Origin of the sequence: Streptomyces sp. NPDC059917 (assembly GCF_042730635.1) — a bacterium.
Taxonomy (GTDB): domain Bacteria; phylum Actinomycetota; class Actinomycetes; order Streptomycetales; family Streptomycetaceae; genus Streptomyces.
Map to the genome: position 1 here is coordinate 148,344 of NZ_JBHWLC010000010.1, position 20,949 is coordinate 169,292.

16 protein-coding genes and 1 rRNA gene are annotated in these 20,949 nt (G+C 72.9%); 13 read left to right on the forward strand and 4 right to left on the reverse strand.

Going from position 1 to position 20,949, the window contains the following annotated elements; all coding sequences use genetic code 11:
- Positions 1-529: 529 nt before the first annotated feature.
- The 3 genes from ACFWAR_RS09090 (at position 530) to ACFWAR_RS09100 (ending at position 6,124) form a co-directional block, all read left to right on the forward strand.
- Positions 530-793, forward strand: coding sequence for a WhiB family transcriptional regulator (locus tag ACFWAR_RS09090; protein WP_003983763.1), 264 nt, complete (start codon positions 530-532; stop codon positions 791-793).
- Between the two features lie 214 nt (positions 794-1,007).
- Positions 1,008-4,631, forward strand: a complete 3,624-nt coding sequence (locus tag ACFWAR_RS09095) for a glycosyltransferase family 2 protein (protein WP_385774654.1) — start codon at positions 1,008-1,010, stop codon at positions 4,629-4,631.
- A complete protein-coding gene (locus ACFWAR_RS09100) occupies positions 4,628-6,124 on the forward strand; it encodes a DUF5719 family protein (RefSeq protein ID WP_385774656.1) in 1,497 nt (498 codons plus the stop codon). The genes ACFWAR_RS09095 and ACFWAR_RS09100 overlap by 4 nt, the downstream gene beginning before the upstream one ends.
- A 190-nt stretch (positions 6,125-6,314) precedes the next feature.
- On the opposite strand, the gene ACFWAR_RS09105 is transcribed toward ACFWAR_RS09100, so the two are convergent.
- The gene (locus ACFWAR_RS09105; protein WP_385774707.1) at positions 6,315-6,779 is read right to left on the reverse strand and encodes a metallopeptidase family protein; all 465 of its coding nucleotides are present in this window, start codon (positions 6,777-6,779) and stop codon (positions 6,315-6,317) included.
- Between the two features lie 138 nt (positions 6,780-6,917).
- Between ACFWAR_RS09105 and ACFWAR_RS09110 the strand changes: the two genes are divergently transcribed.
- The 6 genes from ACFWAR_RS09110 to ACFWAR_RS09135 all read left to right on the forward strand — a co-directional run bounded on the left by ACFWAR_RS09110 (position 6,918) and on the right by ACFWAR_RS09135 (position 12,615).
- Positions 6,918-7,340, forward strand: coding sequence for a DUF3499 domain-containing protein (locus ACFWAR_RS09110; protein ID WP_385774658.1), 423 nt, complete (start codon positions 6,918-6,920; stop codon positions 7,338-7,340).
- A 99-nt stretch (positions 7,341-7,439) separates the two neighbouring features.
- A complete protein-coding gene (locus tag ACFWAR_RS09115) occupies positions 7,440-8,807 on the forward strand; it encodes a phosphomannomutase/phosphoglucomutase (protein WP_385774660.1) in 1,368 nt (455 codons plus the stop codon).
- Positions 8,808-8,910: 103 nt separating this feature from the next.
- Positions 8,911-9,096 carry a Trm112 family protein gene (locus ACFWAR_RS09120; protein ID WP_385774661.1) on the forward strand — a complete coding sequence of 62 codons (186 nt, stop codon included), beginning with the start codon at positions 8,911-8,913 and terminating at the stop codon, positions 9,094-9,096.
- A 110-nt stretch (positions 9,097-9,206) separates the two neighbouring features.
- Positions 9,207-10,340: an SIS domain-containing protein gene (locus ACFWAR_RS09125; RefSeq protein ID WP_385774663.1), complete on the forward strand. Its 1,134-nt coding sequence runs from the start codon at positions 9,207-9,209 to the stop codon at positions 10,338-10,340.
- Between the two features lie 46 nt (positions 10,341-10,386).
- Entirely contained in the window at positions 10,387-11,550 is a 1,164-nt protein-coding gene (gene manA, locus ACFWAR_RS09130; RefSeq protein WP_385774665.1) for a mannose-6-phosphate isomerase, class I, read from the forward strand.
- Positions 11,551-11,646: 96 nt separating this feature from the next.
- A complete protein-coding gene (locus tag ACFWAR_RS09135; RefSeq protein ID WP_385774667.1) occupies positions 11,647-12,615 on the forward strand; it encodes a cation diffusion facilitator family transporter in 969 nt (322 codons plus the stop codon).
- An 87-nt stretch (positions 12,616-12,702) separates the two neighbouring features.
- Here ACFWAR_RS09135 and lepB read toward each other — a convergent pair whose 3' ends face one another.
- Both lepB and ACFWAR_RS09145 read right to left on the reverse strand, forming a co-directional pair.
- The gene (gene lepB, locus ACFWAR_RS09140; RefSeq protein WP_385774669.1) at positions 12,703-13,389 is read right to left on the reverse strand and encodes a signal peptidase I; all 687 of its coding nucleotides are present in this window, start codon (positions 13,387-13,389) and stop codon (positions 12,703-12,705) included.
- 118 nt (positions 13,390-13,507) lie between these two features.
- On the reverse strand, positions 13,508-15,562 hold the full coding sequence (locus ACFWAR_RS09145) for a fructose-specific PTS transporter subunit EIIC (RefSeq protein ID WP_385774671.1): 2,055 nt from the start codon (positions 15,560-15,562) through the stop codon (positions 13,508-13,510).
- A gap of 374 nt (positions 15,563-15,936) precedes the next feature.
- Here ACFWAR_RS09145 and ahcY point away from each other — a divergent pair, with 374 nt between their 5' ends.
- Positions 15,937-17,388, forward strand: coding sequence for an adenosylhomocysteinase (gene ahcY, locus ACFWAR_RS09150; protein ID WP_385774673.1), 1,452 nt, complete (start codon positions 15,937-15,939; stop codon positions 17,386-17,388).
- Between the two features lie 97 nt (positions 17,389-17,485).
- A complete protein-coding gene (locus ACFWAR_RS09155) occupies positions 17,486-18,109 on the forward strand; it encodes a hypothetical protein (RefSeq protein ID WP_385774675.1) in 624 nt (207 codons plus the stop codon).
- 126 nt (positions 18,110-18,235) lie between these two features.
- Here the strand turns inward: ACFWAR_RS09155 and ACFWAR_RS09160 are convergent, their stop codons facing one another.
- Entirely contained in the window at positions 18,236-19,147 is a 912-nt protein-coding gene (locus tag ACFWAR_RS09160; RefSeq protein WP_385774677.1) for an RDD family protein, read from the reverse strand.
- 103 nt (positions 19,148-19,250) lie between these two features.
- On the opposite strand from ACFWAR_RS09160, the gene ACFWAR_RS09165 reads away from it, so the two are divergent.
- Together ACFWAR_RS09165 and ACFWAR_RS09170 are read left to right on the forward strand one after the other, a co-directional pair.
- Positions 19,251-20,258 (forward strand): stage II sporulation protein M, encoded by a 1,008-nt coding sequence (locus ACFWAR_RS09165; protein WP_385774679.1) that lies wholly within the window; start codon positions 19,251-19,253, stop codon positions 20,256-20,258.
- A 615-nt stretch (positions 20,259-20,873) separates the two neighbouring features.
- A 16S ribosomal RNA gene (locus tag ACFWAR_RS09170) occupies positions 20,874-20,949 on the forward strand; the annotation flags it as partial.

A 20,949-nucleotide genomic window follows, 5' to 3' on the forward strand; every position in this document is an offset into this window, starting at 1 on the left:
AATGGGGGTCCGGGTGGCGACTGCGGGCGCTGACATGGCAACAAGGAGACCGGCTCCGGGGGGCGACTGTCAACCCAATGTCCGGTTTGGTCGAAAACTTTCACCTCATCCGGTTAAGTTGCCTGGAGAAAGGTTTGTGCAGGCCCCGGCCGGGGATGTGGCGGTGCAACCACATCGAATTCGCGCCAAGGGCGGGTCCCCGACCCCGTCACCTCGTGACCGGAATGTGATCTGCGCCGCTTCCGTGACCGGACTGCAACCTCGAGCGGAATGGGCGCGTCGATCTTGGGCATGGGCGCCTTGGCGCACCAACTGGTCACCATCCGTCCGTACGTGTTGCATGTGTCACGATTTTTGGCGATATGAACACTTTCTGCATACGCTTGGTTCCGCAGAGTGAATAAGGGGCCCAATAGCAGATCTCGGCTTGACTGCGCAGTAGCCCCGCCTTGTAATTTCACTCGTGTCGTTCCGTAGCTATCGGTGACGACAACACCACGGGGACGCGAAAACAGAGCGAGGGGCGCACATGACCGAGCTGTTTCAGGAACTGCTGGTCGAGGAGGCGGACGAGGAGCTCGGCTGGCAGGAGCGCGCACTCTGCGCCCAGACCGACCCCGAATCCTTCTTTCCCGAGAAGGGCGGCTCCACCCGCGAGGCCAAGAAGGTCTGCCTCGCCTGCGAGGTCCGCTCCGAATGCCTCGAGTACGCCCTCGCCAACGACGAGCGATTCGGGATCTGGGGCGGACTGTCCGAGCGTGAACGCCGGCGGCTGAAAAAGGCCGCAGTCTGATTGCGCCGATACGTCCCGGCCCACCCGGTCCGGCCCGCCGCACCGGGGCGATACGCACACCACATCAAATGGGTAACAGAGCAAACGGTCCGCCTCCCGCACCTTCCCCGCAGGAGGCGGACCGTCGTGTTCCCAGCCGTTAGTGTGGGGCGCTGTCCAGCAGCCTCCGAGGGCACACCACCCCCGGACCCCCGGCCGGAGGGCCCGTACCGCGATGTCCCTGCACAGCCACTCGTCCTCCCACCAGGGCGCCGCCGTCCCCGAGTTCCCCCGGCACGTCGTCACCGCGGTCGTCGTCGCCCACGACGGTGCCCGCTGGCTGCCCCAGACCCTCTCCGGACTCCTCGCCCAGGAACGCCCCGCGCAGAACCACGTCGCCGCCGACAACGGCAGCTCCGACGAGTCCGCGCGCCTGCTCGCCGAGGCCTTCGGCGACGACCGGGTCCTGCACCTCGCCCGCCGCACCGGATTCGGCACCGCCGTCGACGAGGCCGCCCGCGCCGCCGGGGTCCTCACGCCCGAGGAGCTGACCTACCTCAAGCGCCCCAGCGGCTGGGACCCCGTCAGCCGCACCTGGCAGGACGAGCACTACGACCTCCCCGAACTGCCTTACGGCGAGCCCGTCCAGTGGCTCTGGCTGCTCCACGACGACTGCGCGCCCGCCCCCGACGCCCTCGCCGAACTCCTGCGCGTCGCCGAGGAGAACCCCGAGGCCGCCGTCATCGGCCCCAAGCTGCGCGGCTGGTACGACGGCAAGCAGCTGCTCGAAGCCGGCGTCAGCATCGCCCGCAGCGGCCGCCGCTGGACCGGCCTGGACCGGCGCGAACAGGACCAGGGCCAACACGACCAGGTCCGCCCGGTGCTCTCCGTCTCCACCGCGGGCATGCTGGTGCGCCGCGACGTCTACGACGCGCTCGGCGGCTTCGACCGCCGACTGCCCCTGATGCGCGACGACGTGGACCTGTGCTGGCGCGTCCAGAACGCGGGCCACACCGTCCTGGTCGCCCCCGACGCCGTACTGCGCCACGCCGAGGCCTCCGCCCGCGAACGCCGCACCGTCGACTGCGCCGGACGCTCCGCCGTCAGCCCCCACCGCGTCGACAAGGCCGGCGCCACCTACACGGTGCTCGTCAACTCCTCCGGCCGCGCCCTGCCCTACGTCCTGCTCCGCATCCTCGTCGGCACCGCCCTGCGCACCCTCGCCTACCTCGTCGGCAAGGCCCCCGGACAGGCCGTCGACGAGGTGGCCGGCCTGCTCGGCACCCTGCTGCGCCCCGGCCGGATCCTCGGCGCCCGCAGACGCCGCGGCCGCCCCGCCGTCCCCGCCGGGGAACTGCGCCCGCTCTTCCCGCCGCCCGGCGCCACCCTGCGCGCCAACGTCGAACAACTCGCCGGATACTTCGGCGCCGACCGCGACGCGGAACCCGCCCGCGCCAGCCGGCACGGCGGCGCCGTCGAGTCCGGACCCGGCGGCGACGACGCCGACTTCCTGGAGATCGAGCAGTTCGCGCGCCTCAAGCGGATCGCCCGCAAGCCCGCGCCCGTCCTCTTCGCCCTCCTGCTCCTCGCCTCCCTCGTCGCCTGCCGCGGCCTCCTCGGCGGCGGCTCCCTGATGGGCGGCGCCCTGCTCCCCGCCCCCGACGGCGCCCTCGCCCTCTGGCACGGCTACACCGACGACTGGCACCCCGTCGGCACCGGCTCCACCACCGGCGCACCCCCCTACCTCGCCGTCCTCGGCGCGCTCGCCACACTGCTGTTCGGCTCCACCCAGACCACGCTGACCCTGCTCCTCGTCTGCTCGGTCCCGCTCGCCGGACTCACCGCCTACTTCGCCTCCCGGCCGCTGGTCGGCTCCCGGCTGCTGCGCGCCTGGGCCGCCGTCGCCTACGCCTTCCTCCCCGCCGTCACCGGCGCACTGGCCACCGGCCGCCTCGGCACCGCGGTCCTCGCCGTCCTGCTGCCCCTCATCGCCCGCAGCGCCGTCGGCGCCTGCGGGTTCGCGGACTCCCCGACCGAGGGCGCCAAGGGCAGCTGGCGCGCGGTGTGGACGTACACCCTGCTCCTGACCGTGGCGAGCGCCTTCACCCCGGTGCTCTGGCCGCTCGCCGCCGTCCTCGGCCTCGCCGCGCTGGTCGTGCGCCGGGCCGAGTGGAAGACGTACGCCCCCCGGCTCGCCGCCGCCCTCGCCGTCCCGCTCCTGGTCCTCGCCCCCTGGTCGCTGGGCCTGTTCACCCGCCCCGCCGCCTTCCTGCGCGAGGCGGGCCTGGCGTACGGCGCAGGCGGAGCCTCCGCCCTCGACCTGCTCGGCGCCAGCCCCGGCGGGCCGCGCGCCGGCGCCGGGCTGCTCCTGCTCGGCGTCGTCGTCGCCGCGCTGGCCGCCCTGCTGCGCGCCGAGCGCCGCTTCGCCGTCACCGCGGCCTGGGCCGTCGCGCTCACCGGGCTGCTCCTCGCCGTCCTGGTCAACCGCACCGCCTGGGCCGGTCCCGGCACCCTCGTCTACGGCCTGGCCCTGCTCGCCGCCGCCGCCGTCGGGGCCGACGGAGCCAAGGAACGCGTCGCCGCCCGCAGCTTCGGCTGGCGCCAGCCGCTCGCCGCGCTCGTCGCCCTCGCCGCCGCCGCGGGCCCGCTGGTCCTCGCCGGAGGGTGGATGCTCGGCGGGGCCGACGGCCCGCTGGAGCGCCGCGACCCCGTCCAGGTGCCCGCCTTCGTCGCCGAGGAGAGCGGCACCCGCGACCAGGCCCGCACCCTCGTGCTCGGCGGCTCCTCGCCCGCCCAGGTCGACTACACCCTGGTCCGCGGCTCCGGCGGCCGCCTCGGCGACGCCGAACTCGCCGCCGCCGCGGGCAGCGACGGCCGCCTCGACAAGGTCGTCTCCAGCCTGGTCGCGGGCTCCGGCGCCGACCAGAGCACCCAACTCGGCGGCTTCGCCATCCGTTACGTCCTGGTCCGCGACGGCGCCCCGCAGCAGATCCGCCGGGTCCTCGACGCCACCCCGGGCCTGAGCCGCCTCAGCCAGCTCGACGGCGACGCGCTGTGGCGGGTCGACCGCCAGGTCGCCCGCGTCGTGATCGTCCCCGGCAAGCCGGGCGAGGCCCCGATCCCGGTCGCCTCCGGCCCCGTCGAGGTGCACGCCAAGATCGCGGCCGGCGAGCCGGGTCGCGTCCTGCGGGTCGCCGACCGGGCCGCCCCCGGCTGGCAGGCCACCCTCGACGGCAAGCCGCTCAAGGCCAGGACCGTCGACGGCTGGGCCCAGGGGTTCGAACTCCCCGCCGCGGGCGGCCGCCTGAGCCTCGTCTACGCCGACTCCCTGGCCCGCACCGGCTGGCACTGGGCCCAGGGCGCGCTCGCCGTGCTGCTCCTCGTGATGGCCCTGCCGGGCCGCCGCCGCAGCCTGGACGACGACCTGCCGGACGAGGAGGGCGCCGTACCGGCCCAGCCGGGACCGGCCGAAGCCGGCGAGGGCCGCCGCGCCCGCCGCCTGCGCGCCGAGGCCGCGCCCGCCGCCCCCGCCGCGCAGGAGGCCGCCGTGGCCGACCCCTACGCGCAGATCCCGGCCCAGCAGGACCACCCGCACGGCGAGTACGCGGCGTACGCCCAGCAGGACCCGATGTACGCCGACCAGGGCTACGGCCAGCAGCAGCCCGACCCGCAGTACGCCCAGCCGGGGCAGCCGGGGCAGCAGCCGGGCCAACAGCCGTACGACCCGTACGACCCGTACGCGCAGCAGTACCCGGCCCAGCAGTACCCGCCCGAGCAGCCGTACGACTACGACGCGTACGGCCAGTACGACGCCTACGGACAGCCCATCCAGCGCCCGGACGGGAGCCCCCAGCAGTGAAGCGCGCCCCCCTGCCCCTCGCGGCCGTCACCGCCGCCCTCGCCGCCGTGACCGGCGTCGCCGTCCTCACCGCGCCCGCGGCCCCGGCCGCCCCCGACGCCAAGGGCCGCCAGCAGTCCGCCGCCCGGCTCCCCGTCGAACGCTCCACCCTGGTCTGCCCCGCGCCCAGCACCTCCGACATCGCCGACACCACCTACACGACGATCACCCCGGGCAAGCCCCAGCCGCAGGCCAAGGGCAGCGCCCGGCTCACCGGCGCCACCAAGGACGCCAAGCCGGTCCTGGAACCCAAGACCCCGGGCACCCCCGTCGGCGCCACCTCCACCGGCGCCGAGGCCCCCGCGCTCACCGGCACCGCCGACGGCGTCCTCGCCCCCGGCTGGACGGCCCAGCAGACCACCCAGGTCGCCGTGGGCCAGGCGCGCGGCCTGCTCGGGGTCGCCTGCACCGCGCCGGGCACCGAGTTCTGGTTCCCCGGCACGAGCACGGCCAAGGGCCGCCAGGACTACGTCCACCTCACGAACGCGGACGACACCCCCGCCGTCGTCGACGTCCAGCTCTTCGGCCCCGAAGGCGCCCTGAAGACCGAGGCGGGCAGCGGCGAGAACATCAAGATCGGCCCGAAGTCCAGCGTCTCGGTGCTGCTCTCCACGATCGCGCCCACCGTCCAGACCGCCGACGTCACCACCCGCGTGACGACCCGTTCGGGTCGGGTCGGCGCCTCCGTCCAGGTCGCGGAGGAGGGCGTCGGCGCGGACTGGCTGCCCGCCTCCACCGACCCGGCGGGCTCCCTCGTCCTGCCGGGGATCCCGGCCGACGCCACCTCCGTACGGCTGATCGCCTACGCGCCCGGCGAGGAGGACGCGGACCTCAAGCTGCGGCTCGCCGGACCCGGCGCCTCGATCACCCCGGCGGGCAACGAACAACTGCACGTCAAGGGCGGCATGTCGGCGAGCGTCGACCTCAAGGACGTCACCCGGGGCGAAGCCGGTTCACTCGTCCTGACGCCTTCGGACAGCCGCAAGGCCGTCCCGGTGGTGGCCGCGCTCCGCGTCGTCAGGGGCACCGGGGCCAAGCAGGAACTCGGCTTCATCGCGGCCTCCGGCCCGGTCGGCGCCCGCGCCACCGTCGCCGACAACCGCACCGACACGGGTGCGACCACCGTGTCGCTGACCGTGCCCGCCGGCTCGGCGGACGCGAAGGTCCGCATCACCGCCTCCCCGGGCACCCAGGGCGGCGAGGCGGCCGCCAAGGAGTTCACCGTCAAGGCGGGCACCACCCTGCTGGTCCCGCAGCCACCGGCGCCCGCGGGCGGCAAGGGCTCCTACGCGCTGACCGTGGAAACCCTCTCGGGCGGCCCGGTCCACGCGGCCCGCACCCTGTCCCTGCCCCACGAGGGCGTCCCGATGTTCACGATCCAGACCTTCACGGACGACCACGGCTCGGTCCAGGTCCCCAAAGCAGTCCAAGACCTCTCCGTCCTGACCCACTGACCCACTGCCCCCCACCCCCACCCCCGGGCAGGCGCGTTGCCCGGCGGTCGGGCCGGGGGCGGGCAGGAGTGTCCCCGCAGGCCGAGCGGTCCCCACGGGCCCCCTGCTCCGACGCCCCGAGCCCGCGAGCCGAGGAGACACTCGTGCCCGCCCCCGGCCCGACCGCCCCACCCCGCGGCCGCCGCCCCTGCTACTCCTGCCCGTAACGCGGATCCACCGTCTCGGGCGTGAGCCCGAGCAACTCCGCGACCTGCTCCACCACGATCTCGTGCACGAGCACCGCCCGCTCGTCCCGCGACTTCGCCCGGATCTCCACGGGCCGCCGGTAGACCACGATCCGCGCGGCCCGCCCCCCGTCGGGCGCGACCGTCCCGCCCAGCGGGACCGCCTCGTCGTTCCAGCCGCCGTCCGGCCCGCCGGGCGGCGCCGGGACCTCGCCCACCATGAACTCCACCTCGGCCAGCTGCGGCCAGCGCCGCTCCAACCGCTCCACCGAGTCCCGTACGAGATCCCCGAACAGCTCCGCCCGACTGGCGGCCAACGGCACCTGCGGGGGAGCGAGCGGTCCGCGCATCCCCCGTCCGTGCCGGTCGCGCCTGCGCGCGCGCGGTTCCTGGGGAGGTCCATCGGCAGGGGGAGTCAGAGGGGTGTCCATCACCCTCGCAGGGTAGCCCTCGACGCCGCGCCGGGGGCGGCCCGCAACGACCCCCGGCCGGGGATCGGGTGACGACACGGCACCCGGCCGTGGGGGAGTCGTCGCGGCCCGGTCAAGAGTGCGGTACCGTCCAACGTCGTGAGCCTTGTACGTCGCTGTTCTCGCACCGCGTGCGGCCGCCCTGCCGTCGCGACACTGACGTACGTCTACGCCGATTCGACCGCAGTCCTCGGCCCGCTCGCCACCTACGCCGAACCCCACTGCTACGACCTGTGCGCCGAGCACTCGGAGCGCCTCACCGCGCCCCGCGGCTGGGACGTCGTGCGGCTGGCGGACGCCGGCGCGCCCTCCCGGCCCAGCGGGGACGACCTCGAAGCCCTGGCCAACGCCGTGCGCGAGGCGGCCCGCCCGCACGAGCGCACCGAACGGCCCAACGGCTCCCAGGGCGGCGGCCCCCAGAGCGGCGGCTCCGGCGGAACCAACCCCTCCGCCACCCCGGGTCAGGCCAACGGCCCGACCCGGCGCGGCCACCTGCGGGTCCTGCGCTCCCCGGAGTCCTGAACCCGCCGCGCCCCCCGCCCTTAACCCGATCGTCGGAAGAGATGCCCGGCGGCCAGGGTAGGTTTGGTGCCCCGCACAGAACCCTCAGGAGGGCAGGCAGTGGCTGCTGATCTTTCGAACATCGTCAAGGCGTACGACGTCCGGGGCGTCGTCCCGGACGAGTGGGACGAGCGCTTGGCAGAGCTCTTCGGCGCGGCGTTCGTAGAGGTCACGAACGCCTCGGCGATCGTCATCGGCCACGACATGCGTCCCTCCTCGCCGGGCCTGTCGGGCGCCTTCGCCCGCGGCGCCGCGGCCCGCGGAGTCGACGTCACCCTGATCGGGCTCTGCTCGACGGACCAGCTCTACTACGCCTCCGGCCTGCTCGACCTGCCGGGCGCCATGTTCACCGCCTCGCACAACCCCGCCCAGTACAACGGCATCAAGCTGTGCCGTGCGGGCGCCGCCCCCGTGGGCCAGGACACCGGCCTCGCGCAGATCCGCGAACTGGTCGAGAAGTGGTCCGAGGAGGGCGCCCCCGAGACCGCCCCGGTCGCCGCGGGCACCATCACCGAGCGCGACACCCTCGCCGGGTACGCCGAACACCTCAAGGGCCTGGTCGACCTCACCTCGATCCGCCCCCTGAAGGTCGTCGTCGACGCGGGCAACGGCATGGGCGGCCACACCGTCCCCACCGTCTTCGACGGGCTCCCGCTGGAGCTCGTACCCATGTACTTCGAGCTCGACGGCACCTTCCCGAACCACGAGGCCAACCCCCTCGACCCGAAGAACATCGTCGACCTCCAGGCCCGCGTCCTCGCCGAGGGCGCCGACCTCGGCCTCGCCTTCGACGGCGACGCCGACCGCTGCTTCGTCGTCGACGAGCGCGGCGAGGGCGTCTCCCCCTCCGCGATCACCGCCCTCGTCGCGGCCCGCGAGCTGGCCCGCAACGGCGGCACCGGCGTCGTGATCCACAACCTGATCACCTCCTGGTCCGTCCCCGAGGTCGTCCGCGAGCACGGCGGCACCCCCGTCCGCACCCGCGTCGGCCACTCCTTCATCAAGGAGGAGATGGCCAAGTCCGGCGCCATCTTCGGCGGCGAGCACTCGGCGCACTACTACTTCAAGGACTTCTGGAACGCGGACACCGGCATGCTCGCCGCGCTCCACGTCCTCGCGGCCCTCGGCGGCCAGGACGGCCCGCTCTCCGAGCTGGTCGCCGCCTACGACCGCTACCAGGGCTCCGGCGAGATCAACTCCACCGTCGCCGACCAGAGCGGCCGGATGGCCGCCGTCAAGGCGGCTTACGCCGGCCAGGACGGCGTCAGCACCGACGAGCTCGACGGCCTCACCGTGACCGGCGCCGACTGGTGGTTCAACCTGCGCCCCTCCAACACCGAGCCGCTGCTGCGCCTGAACGTGGAGGCCCGCGACACCGCGACCCTGCACAAGGTGCGCGACGAGGTGCTGGCGCTCGTGCGCGCCTGAGTGCCGCCCCGCACCACCCCGCACCACCCACCGCCGGGCCGCGCGAGTCGCGGCCCGGCGGTACGCTGACCTGGCCCAATCCGCATGTTCGAAGGGACGCCCCATGCCGCTCGAAGCCGGCCTTCTGGAGATCCTCGCCTGCCCCGCCTGCCACGCCCCGCTGCGTGACCGGTCGGCCGACGAGGACGCTCCCGAGCTGATCTGCACCGGTCAGGACTGCGGCCTCGCGTACCCCGTGCGCGACGGCATCCCCGTCCTCCTCGTCGACGAGGCCCGCCGCCCGGCCTGATCCGGTGACCCGTCGCGTCCGGAGCGCGGTGATCGGCAATCCGCACCCCGCGCTCCCTCCGGGCGCTACGTTGGGCCCGAGACGCCCCTGACGACGACCGGAGGCCCGACATGCTCGACGACTCGCTCCTCGACGCACCCGAGGAGCTGGCCCGCGCGGACCGCGGCGGGCTGCTCCGCGGCGCCGCCGACGCCGGAGCCCGGGTCCGCACCGCGGTCCGGCACGCGGCCGAGGCCGGGCTGGACGACCTGCGCCCCGACGGGCGCCCGCGCGCCGTCATGGTCGCGGGCCCCGGCACCGCCGCCACCGGCGTCGCCGACCTGATCGCCGCCCTCGCGGGCGCCGTGGCCCCGGTCACCCGACTGCACCCGGCGGGCGTGGCCCCCGCCGCCGGAGCCATGCGCTGGACCCTGCCCGGCTGGGCCGGACCGGTGGACCTGCTGCTCCTGACCACCACCGACGGCACCGAGCCCGGCCTCGAAGCCCTCGTCGAACAGTCCTACCGGCGCGGCTGCACCATCGTCGCCGTGGCCCCCGAGCGCTCCCCGCTCAGCGAGGCCGTCCTCGGCGCGCACGGGCTCTTCGTACCGATGGCCAAGGCGCCGTACCAGGAGTACGACGAGAGCGCCGCCGCCGGCCCCGGAGCCCTGTGGGCCCTGCTGACCCCGCTGCTCGTCCTCCTCGACAAGCTCGGCCTGGTCACCGCCGCCCCCGCCACCCTCCAGCTGGTCGCCGACCGCCTCGACCGCACCGCCGAACGCTGCGGACCCGCGATCGCGACCTACGGCAACCCCGCCAAGACCCTCGCCTCCGAGCTCGCCGACTCCCTCGCCCTGATCTGGAGCGAGGGCGCCGCCGCCGGCCCGGCCGGCCGCCGCTTCGCCGCCACCCTCGCCGAACTGGCGGGGCGGCCCGCGCTGGCCGCCGAACTGCCCGAGGCGCTGCCCGCCCACGGGGTCCTGCTCGCCGGCACCCTCGCCGCGGGCGCCGACCCCGACGATTTCTTCCGTGACCGGGTCGAGGAGCCGCAGGCTCTGCACGCCCGGGTCGTCCTGCTGCGTGACCGGCCCACCGGCGGACTCTCCGCCGCGCCCGCCGCACGCGAACTCGCCCACAGCCACGACACGGCCATCAGCGAGATCGAACCGGAGGAGGGCGGCGACCTCGAACAGCTCGCCGAACTCCTCGCCGTCACGGACTTCGCCACCGCCTACCTCGCGCTGGCCACCAGGGGACGTACCTGAGGGCACGCACCTGTGCCCCGCCCTCCACCCAGGAAGACGAAGACCGATGGACCGCCTCACGAACACGATCCGCCCCTACGCCTGGGGCTCGGCCACCGCCATCCCGGCGCTGCTCGGCACCGAGCCCACCGGCGAGCCCCAGGCCGAGATGTGGATGGGCGCCCACCCCGGCGCCCCCTCCCGGCTCGACCGAGCCACGGGCGGGACGACCCTGTCCGAGGTCATCGACGCCGACCCCGAGGGCGAGCTGGGAGCCGCCGCCGTCGCCAAGTTCGGGCCGCGGCTGCCCTTCCTCCTCAAGCTCCTCGCGGCCGGCGCCCCGCTCTCCCTCCAGGTCCACCCCGACCTGACCCAGGCGCGGGAGGGCTTCGCCGACGAGGAGCGCCGCGGCGTCCCGATCGACGCGGGACACCGCAACTACAAGGACGCCAACCACAAGCCCGAGATGCTCTGCGCCCTCACCCCCTTCGACGGGCTGTGCGGCTTCCGCCCGCCGCGCGAGGCCGCCGACCTGCTCGCGGGCCTGCGGGTGGACAGCCTCGAGCCGTACGTCGACCTGCTGCGCGCCCACCCCGAGGAGGCGGCGCTGCGCGAGGTGCTCACCGCCGTCCTGACCGCGGACCGCGCCGAGATGGCCCGTACCGTGACCGAGGCCGCGGCCGCCGCCGCCCGGCTGGGGGGCCCGTACGCGCCCTACGCCGCGCTCGTCCACCACTTCCCGGGCGACCCCGGGGTGATCGCGGCCATGCTGCTGAACCACTTCCGGCTCCAGCCCGGCGAAGCCGTGTTCCTCGGCGCCGGGGTCCCGCACGCCTACCTCGACGGGCTCGGCGTGGAACTCCTCGCCAACTCCGACAACGTGCTGCGCGCCGGACTCACCCCCAAGCACGTGGACGTGCCCGAGCTGCTGAAGGTCGTCCGCTTCGAGTCCGGCGACCCGGGCGTGCTGCGCCCCGAGGACGACGGCGACGGCGAGGAGGTCTACGCGACCCCCATCGACGAGTTCCGGCTCTCGCGCTTCGTCCTCGCCCCCGGCGGGGCCGCGCGCACCCTCCCGGACGGCGCCCCGCAGATCCTGCTCTGCACGGCGGGCGCCCCGAGCGTCGGCGAACTGGCCCTGGCCCCGGGCGGATCGGTCTTCGTCCCGGCAGGCGAAAAGCCCGTCCTGTCCGGTACCGGTACGGTTTTCCGCGCCACTGTGGTGCTCTGACGTACCGTCCGTGGTCACGGCTGCTGCAACAATGTGCGGCCGTAGCACGGCGCCCCGGCCAGGGCCGCCGTACCGATGAAGGGAAGTCACCACACCATGAGCGCGTCGGGCGGTACCAAGGCGATCGTGGCGGCACTCGCCGCCAACCTCGCCATCGCTGTAGCCAAGTTCGTGGCGTTCCTCTTCAGCGGCTCGTCCTCGATGCTCGCGGAAAGCGTCCACTCGCTGGCCGACTCCGGGAACCAGGGCCTGCTCCTCCTCGGGGGCAAGAAGGCCCAGCGCGAGGCGACCCCGCAACACCCCTTCGGCTACGGCCGCGAGCGCTACATCTACGCGTTCCTCGTCTCCATCGTGCTCTTCACCGTCGGTGGCATGTTCGCCATCTACGAGGGCATCGAGAAGATCAAGGAACCGCACGCGATCGAGCACTGGTACTGGCCGGTCGGCGTCCTGGTCTTCGCGATCGTCGCCGAGTCCTTCTCCTTCCGCACCGCGATCAAGGAGTCGAACGAGATCCGCGGCTCGCTGTCGTGGGGCCAGTTCATCAAGCGGGCCAAGGCCCCCGAGCTGCCCGTCGTCCTCCTGGAGGACTTCGGCGCGCTGATCGGTCTCGTCCTCGCCCTCGGCGGCGTCGGCATCGCCCTGGCCACCGGCGACGGCGTCTGGGACGGCATCGGCACCCTGTGCATCGGCGTCCTGCTCATCGCGATCGCGATCATCCTGGCCGCCGAGACCAAGTCCCTGCTGCTGGGCGAGGCCGCGGGCGCCGACGAGGTCGAGAAGATCAAGGCCGCGGTCGTCGACGGGGACACCGTCACCGGCGTCATCCACATGCGCACGCTGCACCTCGGCCCGGAGGAACTGCTGGTCGCGGCCAAGATCGCGGTGCAGCACGACGACACCGCCACCGAGGTCGCGAACGCCATCAACGCGGCCGAGGAGCGCATCCGCGCGGCCGTCCCGATCGCCCGCGTGATCTACCTGGAGCCCGACATCTACAACGCGGAGGCGGCGGCCATGGGCGCCAACCCGGCGGCCACCCCCGGCGGCCCCGACGGCCACTGACGCCCCGCGGCGACCGTACGGACGAAGGCCCCCCGCACCGGTCGGTGCGGGGGGCCTTCGCGCGTACGTACGGCTCGGGCCGCGGGGTCAGACCGCGACGGGCGCCGGGGAGTCCGCCCGCTTCGCCGCCCGCCGCCTCACCACCAGCGACGCGATCCCGAGCCCGCCACCGACCAGGAAGACCGGCACGCCCAACACGGCCAGCACCCCGGCCACCAGCAGCCCCACCGGGGGCCCGACCGCGACCCCCCACACCGCCGACATCCGCAGGGTCCCGCCGTCGTCCGCGGCCCGTACGCGCGAATCCGCCGCGTCGACGCGGTTGTCGCCCATGACGAACATCCGGCCCTCGGGCACGGTCACGTCGAAGGGGAACACCGCGGGCCGGGCCCGGTCCTTCAGGTACGGCTCGGCGAGCGGCTTCCCGTTCAGGGTCACCGCGGCATCGCCCTCGGCCCAGGAGATCCGGTCCCCGCCCACCGCCACCACGCGCGCGAGCAGGTCCCCGTCCGTCCCCCACGACGCGGGCGGCGCGATCAGCGCGACCTCCCCGCGCCGCACGTCACGCGTGGCGATCCGTTCGATCCACACCTGGCTGCCGCTCGGGTGGGCGGGATCCATCGAGGAGCCGGGCACGGAGCGCAGGTCGTACTCCTCGTCGATCAGCAGCCCGCCGCCCCACCCGACCCCGACGGCCAGCAGCGCCCCCAACCCCATCAGCGCCACCGCCCAGATCCCGAGCCTGCGTCCCGGCCTGCGCCGTGTCCGTTCCATCGTGCGTGCCCTCCCTGTGCGTTCCGTGCGCGGGGAAGCGTACGCAGCGCGCGCGGGCCCCGTACCGCCGAGGTGGCGGTACGGGGCCCGGGGGACGCGAGGAGGGAGGGGTCCGGCCCTAGCGGATCTCGCGCAGCACGTCGAGGATGGCCGCCTCGTCCGGCGCCGACTGGAGCCGGGCCCGGAAGTCGGAGTCCATGAGCTTGCGCGAGAGCAGCGCGAGGATCCGCAGGTGCTCGTCCCCGGCGGCGGCCTCCGGTACGGAGATCATGAAGACCAGCTGGGCCTTCGTACCGTCCAGGGCGCCCCACTCGATGCCCTCGGCGGACCGGGCGAAGCCGACGGTGGGGCGGCTGACCGCATCCGTCTTGGCGTGCGGGATGGCGATCGACTCGCCGAGCCCCGTGGTGCCCTGCGCCTCGCGGGCCAGCGCGACCCGCACCAGCTCCTCGGTGTCCCGGACGTTGCCGGTGGTGGCCAGCATCGCCGCCATCTCGCGGATCGCGGCCTCCTTGCCGTCCGCCGCCAGCTCGGTCTTCACCGTCTGTTCGGTCAGGTAACCGGAGAGCACCTCGGCCTTCCCGTCCGCCGTGGCGGGAGCGGCGACGCCCGCCGCGCCCGCGGGGGCAGTCCGTACGGCCGCGGCGGCGCCCGCGCCCGCTCCGACCCCCGCGAGGGCCGGCTCGGGGGCGAGCGCGCCGCCGCCGGAGACGGCCGCGCCGCCGTTCTGCTTGCGCGCCTTGAGCTCGATCAGCGCGTTCGTGGTGAGCGCGGTGACCACCGTGCCGGCCGCGATGGCGATGAGGAACCAGACCCAGCCGCTGATCGCGCCGAGGGCGGCGACGACGGGGCCGCCGTGGGGGACGTGGTCGCCGACTCCGGCGACGCCCGCGATGGCACCGGCGACGGCGCCGCCGAGCATGTTCGCGGGGATGACGATGGCGGGGCGGGCCGCGGCGAAGGGGATGGCGCCTTCGGAGATGCCGAACATGCCCATGAAGAGGGCCGCCATGCCGGTGTCGCGCTCCTGGTCGGAGTACAGCTTGCGGCGCAGCACCGTGGCCAGGCCCTGGCCGAGCGGCATGACCGGGATGGCGGCCGCGCACATGCCCATGACCGCGTAGTTGCCGGAGGCGATGAGGCCCGTACCGAAGAGGAAGGCCGTCTTGTTGACCGGACCGCCCATGTCGAAGGCGATCATCAGGCCGAGCAGCGCGCCGAGCAGGATCGCGCTGGTGCCGGTCATCCCGGACAGCCAGCTCGTCAGGTTCTCGAAGATCCAGGAGATCGGCTTGCCGATGACGTAGATGAAGAAGAGGCCCAGCGCCGTCGTGGCGATGATCGGGATCACGATGATCGGCATGATCGGCTGGACGACCTTGGGAACCTTGACCTTCTTGATCCACAGGACCAGGAAGCCGGCCAGGAAGCCCGTGACGATGGCGCCGATGAAGCCCGCGCCCGCCTTGGAGTCGTAGAGCGAGCCGGTGTTCGCGATGAAGCCGCCGATCATGCCCGGCACGAGTGCGGGCCGGTCACCGATGGCATAGGCGATGTAGCCGGACAGGATCGGGATCATCAGGGTGAAGCCCAGGACGCCGATCTGGAAGATGTGGTCCCAGAAGGTGCCCGGAGTGACGGCGTAGCCCGTCTCGGTGGCGTGGCCGCCCAGCGCCAGCGCGATCGCGATCAGCAGACCGCCGACCACCACGAACGGGATCATGTAGGAGACGCCGTTCATCAGCGCCTTGTAGGCGAGGCTGCGCTCCTTGCCGCCGCCCCCGCCGGAACCGGCCGCGGCCGCCGCGCCCTCCTGCACCGGCGCGGTCCGCACGCGCTCGATGAGTTCCTCGGGCTTGTGGATGCCGTCCGCGACGCCGACGGACAGGACGCGCTTGCCTATGAAGCGCTCGCGGTCGACCTCCTTGTCGGCGGCGATGATGATGCCGTCCGCCTGCCTGACATCGTTGTCAGTGAGCACGTTCTCGGCTCCGATGGAGCCCTGCGTCTCCACCTTCATGTCGATGCCGAGGCGCTCGGCCGCCTGCTGGAGCTTCTCCGCGGCCATGTAGGTGTGCGCGATCCCCGTGGGGCACGCGGTCACGGCGAGCAGCTTCAGGCGCTCCTGCCCGCTCGCGCCCCCATTGCCCGAAGGGCCTGCCGGACTGGTCACTGCTGTCTCCTCACGCCGTGGACCGCGCGGATGCTGGCGATCCACCGGCATCGTCTCGCAGATAAGGGGCCGATCAAAAGTCCAAAAGGCCCTAAAAAGTTCCGTCGGACGGCCCGAAGCCGGGACCTGGCCGCTTCCGCGACCCGCCGAACGGCCCTGAATCCGACCCTGGCCGGTTCCGGCGACCAGCTGGGGCACACTCGGCCGATCGGTGTAGATTCTTCAGCAGTGTCAGGCGTCGCCGCTGATGGCGGTCGGGCGGTCCTCGTGACCGGCCGTGGGGAGAGAGGGCCTCCGACGGACTGTGCTCGGTGCGCCGACCCGTCGGTGCACGACTCAGCCGTACCCACCTCTCCACCACGAGGAGCGCACGCATGACTGCCCACCTGACGGACTTCAAGGTCGCCGACCTCTCCCTCGCCGCCTTCGGCCGCAAGGAGATCACCCTCGCCGAGCACGAGATGCCCGGCCTGATGTCGATCCGCGCCGAGTACGCCGCGGCCCAGCCGCTCGCCGGCGCCCGCATCACCGGCTCCCTGCACATGACGGTCCAGACCGCCGTGCTCATCGAGACCCTCGTCGCGCTCGGCGCCGACGTCCGCTGGGCCTCCTGCAACATCTTCTCCACCCAGGACCACGCCGCCGCCGCCATCGCGGTCGGCCCGACCGGTACCCCCGAGGCCCCGGCCGGCGTCCCCGTCTTCGCCTGGAAGGGCGAGACCCTGGAGGAGTACTGGTGGTGCACGGAGCAGGCGCTGACCTGGCCGAACACCCCCACCGGCGGCCCGAACATGATCCTCGACGACGGTGGTGACGCCACCCTCCTCGTCCACAAGGGCGTCGAGTTCGAGAAGGCCGGCGCGGCCCCGGACCCGTCGACGGCGGACTCCGAGGAGTACGCCTACATCCTCACGCTGCTCAACCGCACCCTGGGCGAGGCCCCGCAGAAGTGGACGCAGCTCGCGTCCGAGATCCGCGGCGTCACCGAGGAGACCACCACCGGTGTCCACCGCCTGTACGAAATGATGTCGGAGGGCAACCTGCTCTTCCCGGCGATCAACGTGAACGACGCGGTGACGAAGTCGAAGTTCGACAACAAGTACGGCTGCCGCCACTCGCTGATCGACGGCATCAACCGCGCGACCGACGTTCTCATCGGTGGCAAGACGGCGGTCGTCTTCGGCTACGGCGACGTCGGCAAGGGCTGCGCCGAGTCGCTGCGCGGTCAGGGCGCCCGGGTCATCGTGACGGAGATCGACCCGATCTGTGCGCTGCAGGCGGCGATGGACGGGTACCAGGTCGCGACGCTGGACGACGTGGTCGAGACGGCGGACATCTTCATCACGACCACGGGCAACAAGGACATCATCATGGCCGCCGACATGGCCAAGATGAAGCACCAGGCGATCGTGGGCAACATCGGTCACTTCGACAACGAGATCGACATGGCCGGTCTCGCGAAGATCGAGGGCATCGTCAAGGACGAGGTCAAGCCGCAGGTCCACACCTGGAAGTTCGCCGACGGCAAGGTCCTGATCGTGCTGTCGGAGGGTCGTCTGCTGAACCTCGGCAACGCCACCGGTCACCCCTCCTTCGTGATGTCGAACTCCTTCGCGGACCAGACCCTGGCCCAGATCGAGCTCTTCACCAAGCCCGAGGAGTACCCGACCGGCGTCTACGTGCTGCCCAAGCACCTGGACGAGAAGGTCGCCCGCCTCCACCTCGCCGCCCTCGGCGTCAAGCTCACCACCCTGCGCCCGGAGCAGGCCTCCTACATCGGCGTGGACGTGGCCGGCCCGTACAAGCCGGACCACTACCGCTACTGATCCCTCCGGATCGACGGCACCACCACCGCACGACGGACAGGCCCCCGGCAGCGATACGCCCGGGGGCCTGACCCGTACCCAGCCCGAAAGTTGAGCCATGCCGCGCGGCCGCTACTCGCTCCACGACACGCACGACCACACCCCGCTCGGCGAGGAGCACTTCCACTGCGCGCCCGGGCCCTCCGGCTGGCGGTACGTCGCCCAGCTCACCACCCCGGAAGGCGGCCACCGGGGCTCCGTCGACCTGGCCGTCGACGAGCTGGGCCGTCCGATCCGGATGGAGCTGAACGCCTCCAGCTGGCAGGTGCGGGGCGCCGCGATCGACGGGGTCACCTGGGTCCGCACCGACCCCACCGGCGCCGAAGCCACCGAGGGCAACGTCCGCGCCTCGGGCTTCACCGGCACCTCGCCGGCCTTCCTCGTCTCCACGGCCCGCCTGCTGCGCCTCGCGCCGGGCGACCCGGCGACCCGGGTCCGCCTGGTGGCCCTCACCGACCCGGTGCTCGCGCCCCGCACGGTCGACCAGGCCTGGCAGCTGACCGAGCGCGCCGAACACGCCACCGACAGCGGCCCGCTCCTGGTGGACACCTACCGGATCAGCGCGCTGGACACCGGCGAGGTGCACACGGTCCACCTGGCCGGCGACGTGGTCCTCTCGGCCCCCGGCGTCGAACTGGAACACCTGGAGACCCCACCCTCGACCTTCCCGCCCCACGACTGACCCCGAGGGCAATCCAGCCCCGCCCGGGGGCACCTCCCAGCGGTAGCCGGGGGAGTTCGAGGCGCCCCATCTCCCAGCCCCGCCGGCGTTTGAGGCGCCCCCGGAGGGAGGGCCGGGAACCGGCCCCTACCCCGGCGGCGCGAATCCACCGGCCCGCGGCACCTGCGGCACGACCGGAGCAGCGACCCCGGCGGGCGCCACCGGCACCACCGCCCCCGCGGGAGCCACCGGCTGCGGAGCCCCGTACCCGGGACCCCCGTACGCGGGAGCCCCGTACGCCACCGGACCAGCACCCCCGAAGGCCCGCGCCGCGTCGCGCGACTGCCGCTCGTGCACCACGGCCGCCAGGTACGCCGCGGCCGGCACCCCCGGGGGCGGCGGCGTCCCCGTACGAGCCACCAGGTCGTCGGCCAACCGCACCGCCATCGCCGCGCCCACCTGCGGGTCGAGCTGTCCCATCCGGGTCAGGTACTGGCGGATCGCCAGCCACAGCGGGTCCGGCACGCCCGACAGGTCCAGCCCGGTGAACCGCCCGGCCAGCCCCGGCGGCGGAGGCGGCACCGGCACCACCCGGGCCCCCGGCACCCGCTCGCGGACCACCAGCGTCCCCGCGAAGACGTCACCGAGCCGTCGGCCCCGCTCCGACACCAGCGAAGCGATGCAGGCCACGATCCCCGAGGTGCCCAGCAGCTCCACCGCGCCCATCGCACCGCGCACCAGCGCGTGCCGGAAGCGGATCGGCCCGCCGTCGTCGCGCACCACCCGCAGCCCGAAGGCGAGCTTCCCGAGCGAACGCCCGTGGCTCAGCGTCTCCACCGCGATCGGCGCGCCGACCATGAAGAGCAGGAAGCTCCCGACCATGACCGCCGCGAAGGCGGCGCTGTCCAGCGAGCCGATCGCGAAGATCAAGCCGATGTTGATCACCTGATAGCCGACGAAGTACACGATCAGGTCGAGGACGAACGCCACTCCCCGGCTCGGCAGCCTCGCAGGCCTCAGTCCCAGGACGACCGCGTCCCCCGTCACCAGATCGCTCACCGACGCACACCCTTCACGTGACCTGCCCCGCCCCTTGTTCATCAAGTCTGCCAAGCTGACCACAGTAGGAACAGGGAACCTGGGGCAGGGGAGCGGCAACCGGATGGATCTCGACGTCTTCGTGGCCGCGCACCGCGCGGAGTGGGACCGCCTGGAGGTGCTCCTGCGCCGCGGCCGCCGCCTCACCGGGGCCGAGGTCGACGAGCTCGTCGCGCTCTACCAGCGGACCTCGACCCACCTCTCCCTGATCCAGTCGAGCGCGCCCGACCCGATGCTGACGGGCCGCCTCACCCAGCTCGTCGCCCGCGCCCGCGCGACGGTGACCGGCGCCCGCCGGGCCGGTTGGCGCGACGTCACCCGCTTCTTCACCGCCGGATTCCCGGCCGCCGTCTACCGCAGCCGCCGCTGGTGGATACCCACCGCGGTGCTGTCGACGGCGCTGGCCGCGCTCATCGGCTGGTGGATAGCAGTCCACCCCGAGGTGCAGGCCACCATCGGGGCGCCGCAGGACCTGCGGGAGATGACCCGCCCCGGCGGGCAGTACGAGACGTACTACTCCAGCCACCCCGCGGCCTCCTTCGCCGCCCAGGTCTGGACGAACAACGCCCAGGCCGTCGCGATCTGCCTGGTCTTCGGCGCCTTCCTCGGCCTCCCGGTGCTCTGGATCCTCTTCCAGAACATGCTCAACCTCGGGATCGGCATCGGCCTGATGGCCTCGGCCGGCCGCCTCGACGTCTTCCTCGGCCTGATCCTTCCGCACGGCCTGCTCGAACTGACCGCAGTCTTCGTCGCCGCCGGTACGGGCCTGCGCCTGGGCTGGACGGTCATCGACCCGGGCCCCCGCACCCGCCGCGAAGCCCTCGCCGAACAGGGCCGCTCGGCCCTCGGCATGGCCATCGGCCTCGCCGCGGTGCTCTTCGTGGCGGGCACGCTCGAAGGGTTCGTCACCCCCTCCGGCCTGCCCACCTGGGCCCGCATCGGCATCGGGGTCGTGGTGGAGGTGCTGTTCCTGCTGTACGTGTACGTCCTCGGCGGCCGAGCCGTTCGCGCGGGCGAGGTCGGCGACGTCGAAGCCGCCGACCAGAGCGCGACCCTCCCGACCGCCGCCTGATGTGCGGACCGGGCAGCTGAGCTGCTAGTCTCCTCGTCGTCCCGCAAACGCCGTTGACACGGTGCCAGCGGGGAGGTAGATTCGAACGGTTGCCTCGAACTGGACAAGTTCGGCAGCGATGGTTTAAAGTCTTTCTCGCCCCCCTCAAGGAATTCAATTTCCATGCACGGGGCACAGCCAACTCCTTTTCAGGACGTGAACGCCGGGAAAACCGGTGGAAAACTTCTGATAGAGTCGGAATCGCCGGAAAGGGAAACGCGAAAGCGAAGACCTGGAAAGCGAAAAGCGAGATCCCGCTTCGACCGGGAATCGGACACGAAAGAGTCTGATAGAGTCGGAAACGAAGAACGAAGCCCGGAGGAAAGCCCCAGTAGTGATACTGCGGGTGAGTACAAAGGAAGCGTCCGTTCCTTGAGAACTCAACAGCGTGCCAAAAATCAACGCCAGAAGTTGATACCCCGTCCACTTCGGTGGATGAGGTTCCTTTGAAAAAGACCTGTGAGGCCTTCGGGTGCTTGCAGGCAACCACAACAGCGAGGACGCAGTGGACGGTCGGCCATATTCCGGCATGACTGTCCCGCTCAACGCGAGTGGGAACCCGATTACGGGTAAACATTCACGGAGAGTTTGATCCTGGCTCAGGACGAACGCTGGCGGCGTGCTTAACACATGCAAGTCGAACGATGAAGCC

Excerpts from the sequence above, each read along its gene's own strand:
- ACFWAR_RS09090 (WP_003983763.1), top strand. The coding sequence starts at position 530 with ATGACCGAGCTGTTTCAGGAACTGCTGGTCGAGGAGGCGGACGAGGAG.
- ACFWAR_RS09135 (WP_385774667.1), top strand. The coding sequence starts at position 11,647 with ATGAGCGCGTCGGGCGGTACCAAGGCGATCGTGGCGGCACTCGCCGCC.
- ACFWAR_RS09105 (WP_385774707.1), bottom strand. The coding sequence starts at position 6,779 with ATGGACACCCCTCTGACTCCCCCTGCCGATGGACCTCCCCAGGAACCG.
- manA (WP_385774665.1), top strand. The coding sequence starts at position 10,387 with ATGGACCGCCTCACGAACACGATCCGCCCCTACGCCTGGGGCTCGGCC.
- ACFWAR_RS09155 (WP_385774675.1), top strand. The coding sequence starts at position 17,486 with ATGCCGCGCGGCCGCTACTCGCTCCACGACACGCACGACCACACCCCG.
- lepB (WP_385774669.1), bottom strand. The coding sequence starts at position 13,389 with ATGGAACGGACACGGCGCAGGCCGGGACGCAGGCTCGGGATCTGGGCG.
- ACFWAR_RS09125 (WP_385774663.1), top strand. The coding sequence starts at position 9,207 with ATGCTCGACGACTCGCTCCTCGACGCACCCGAGGAGCTGGCCCGCGCG.
- ahcY (WP_385774673.1), top strand. The coding sequence starts at position 15,937 with ATGACTGCCCACCTGACGGACTTCAAGGTCGCCGACCTCTCCCTCGCC.
- ACFWAR_RS09120 (WP_385774661.1), top strand. The coding sequence starts at position 8,911 with ATGCCGCTCGAAGCCGGCCTTCTGGAGATCCTCGCCTGCCCCGCCTGC.
- ACFWAR_RS09095 (WP_385774654.1), top strand. The coding sequence starts at position 1,008 with ATGTCCCTGCACAGCCACTCGTCCTCCCACCAGGGCGCCGCCGTCCCC.
- ACFWAR_RS09165 (WP_385774679.1), top strand. The coding sequence starts at position 19,251 with ATGGATCTCGACGTCTTCGTGGCCGCGCACCGCGCGGAGTGGGACCGC.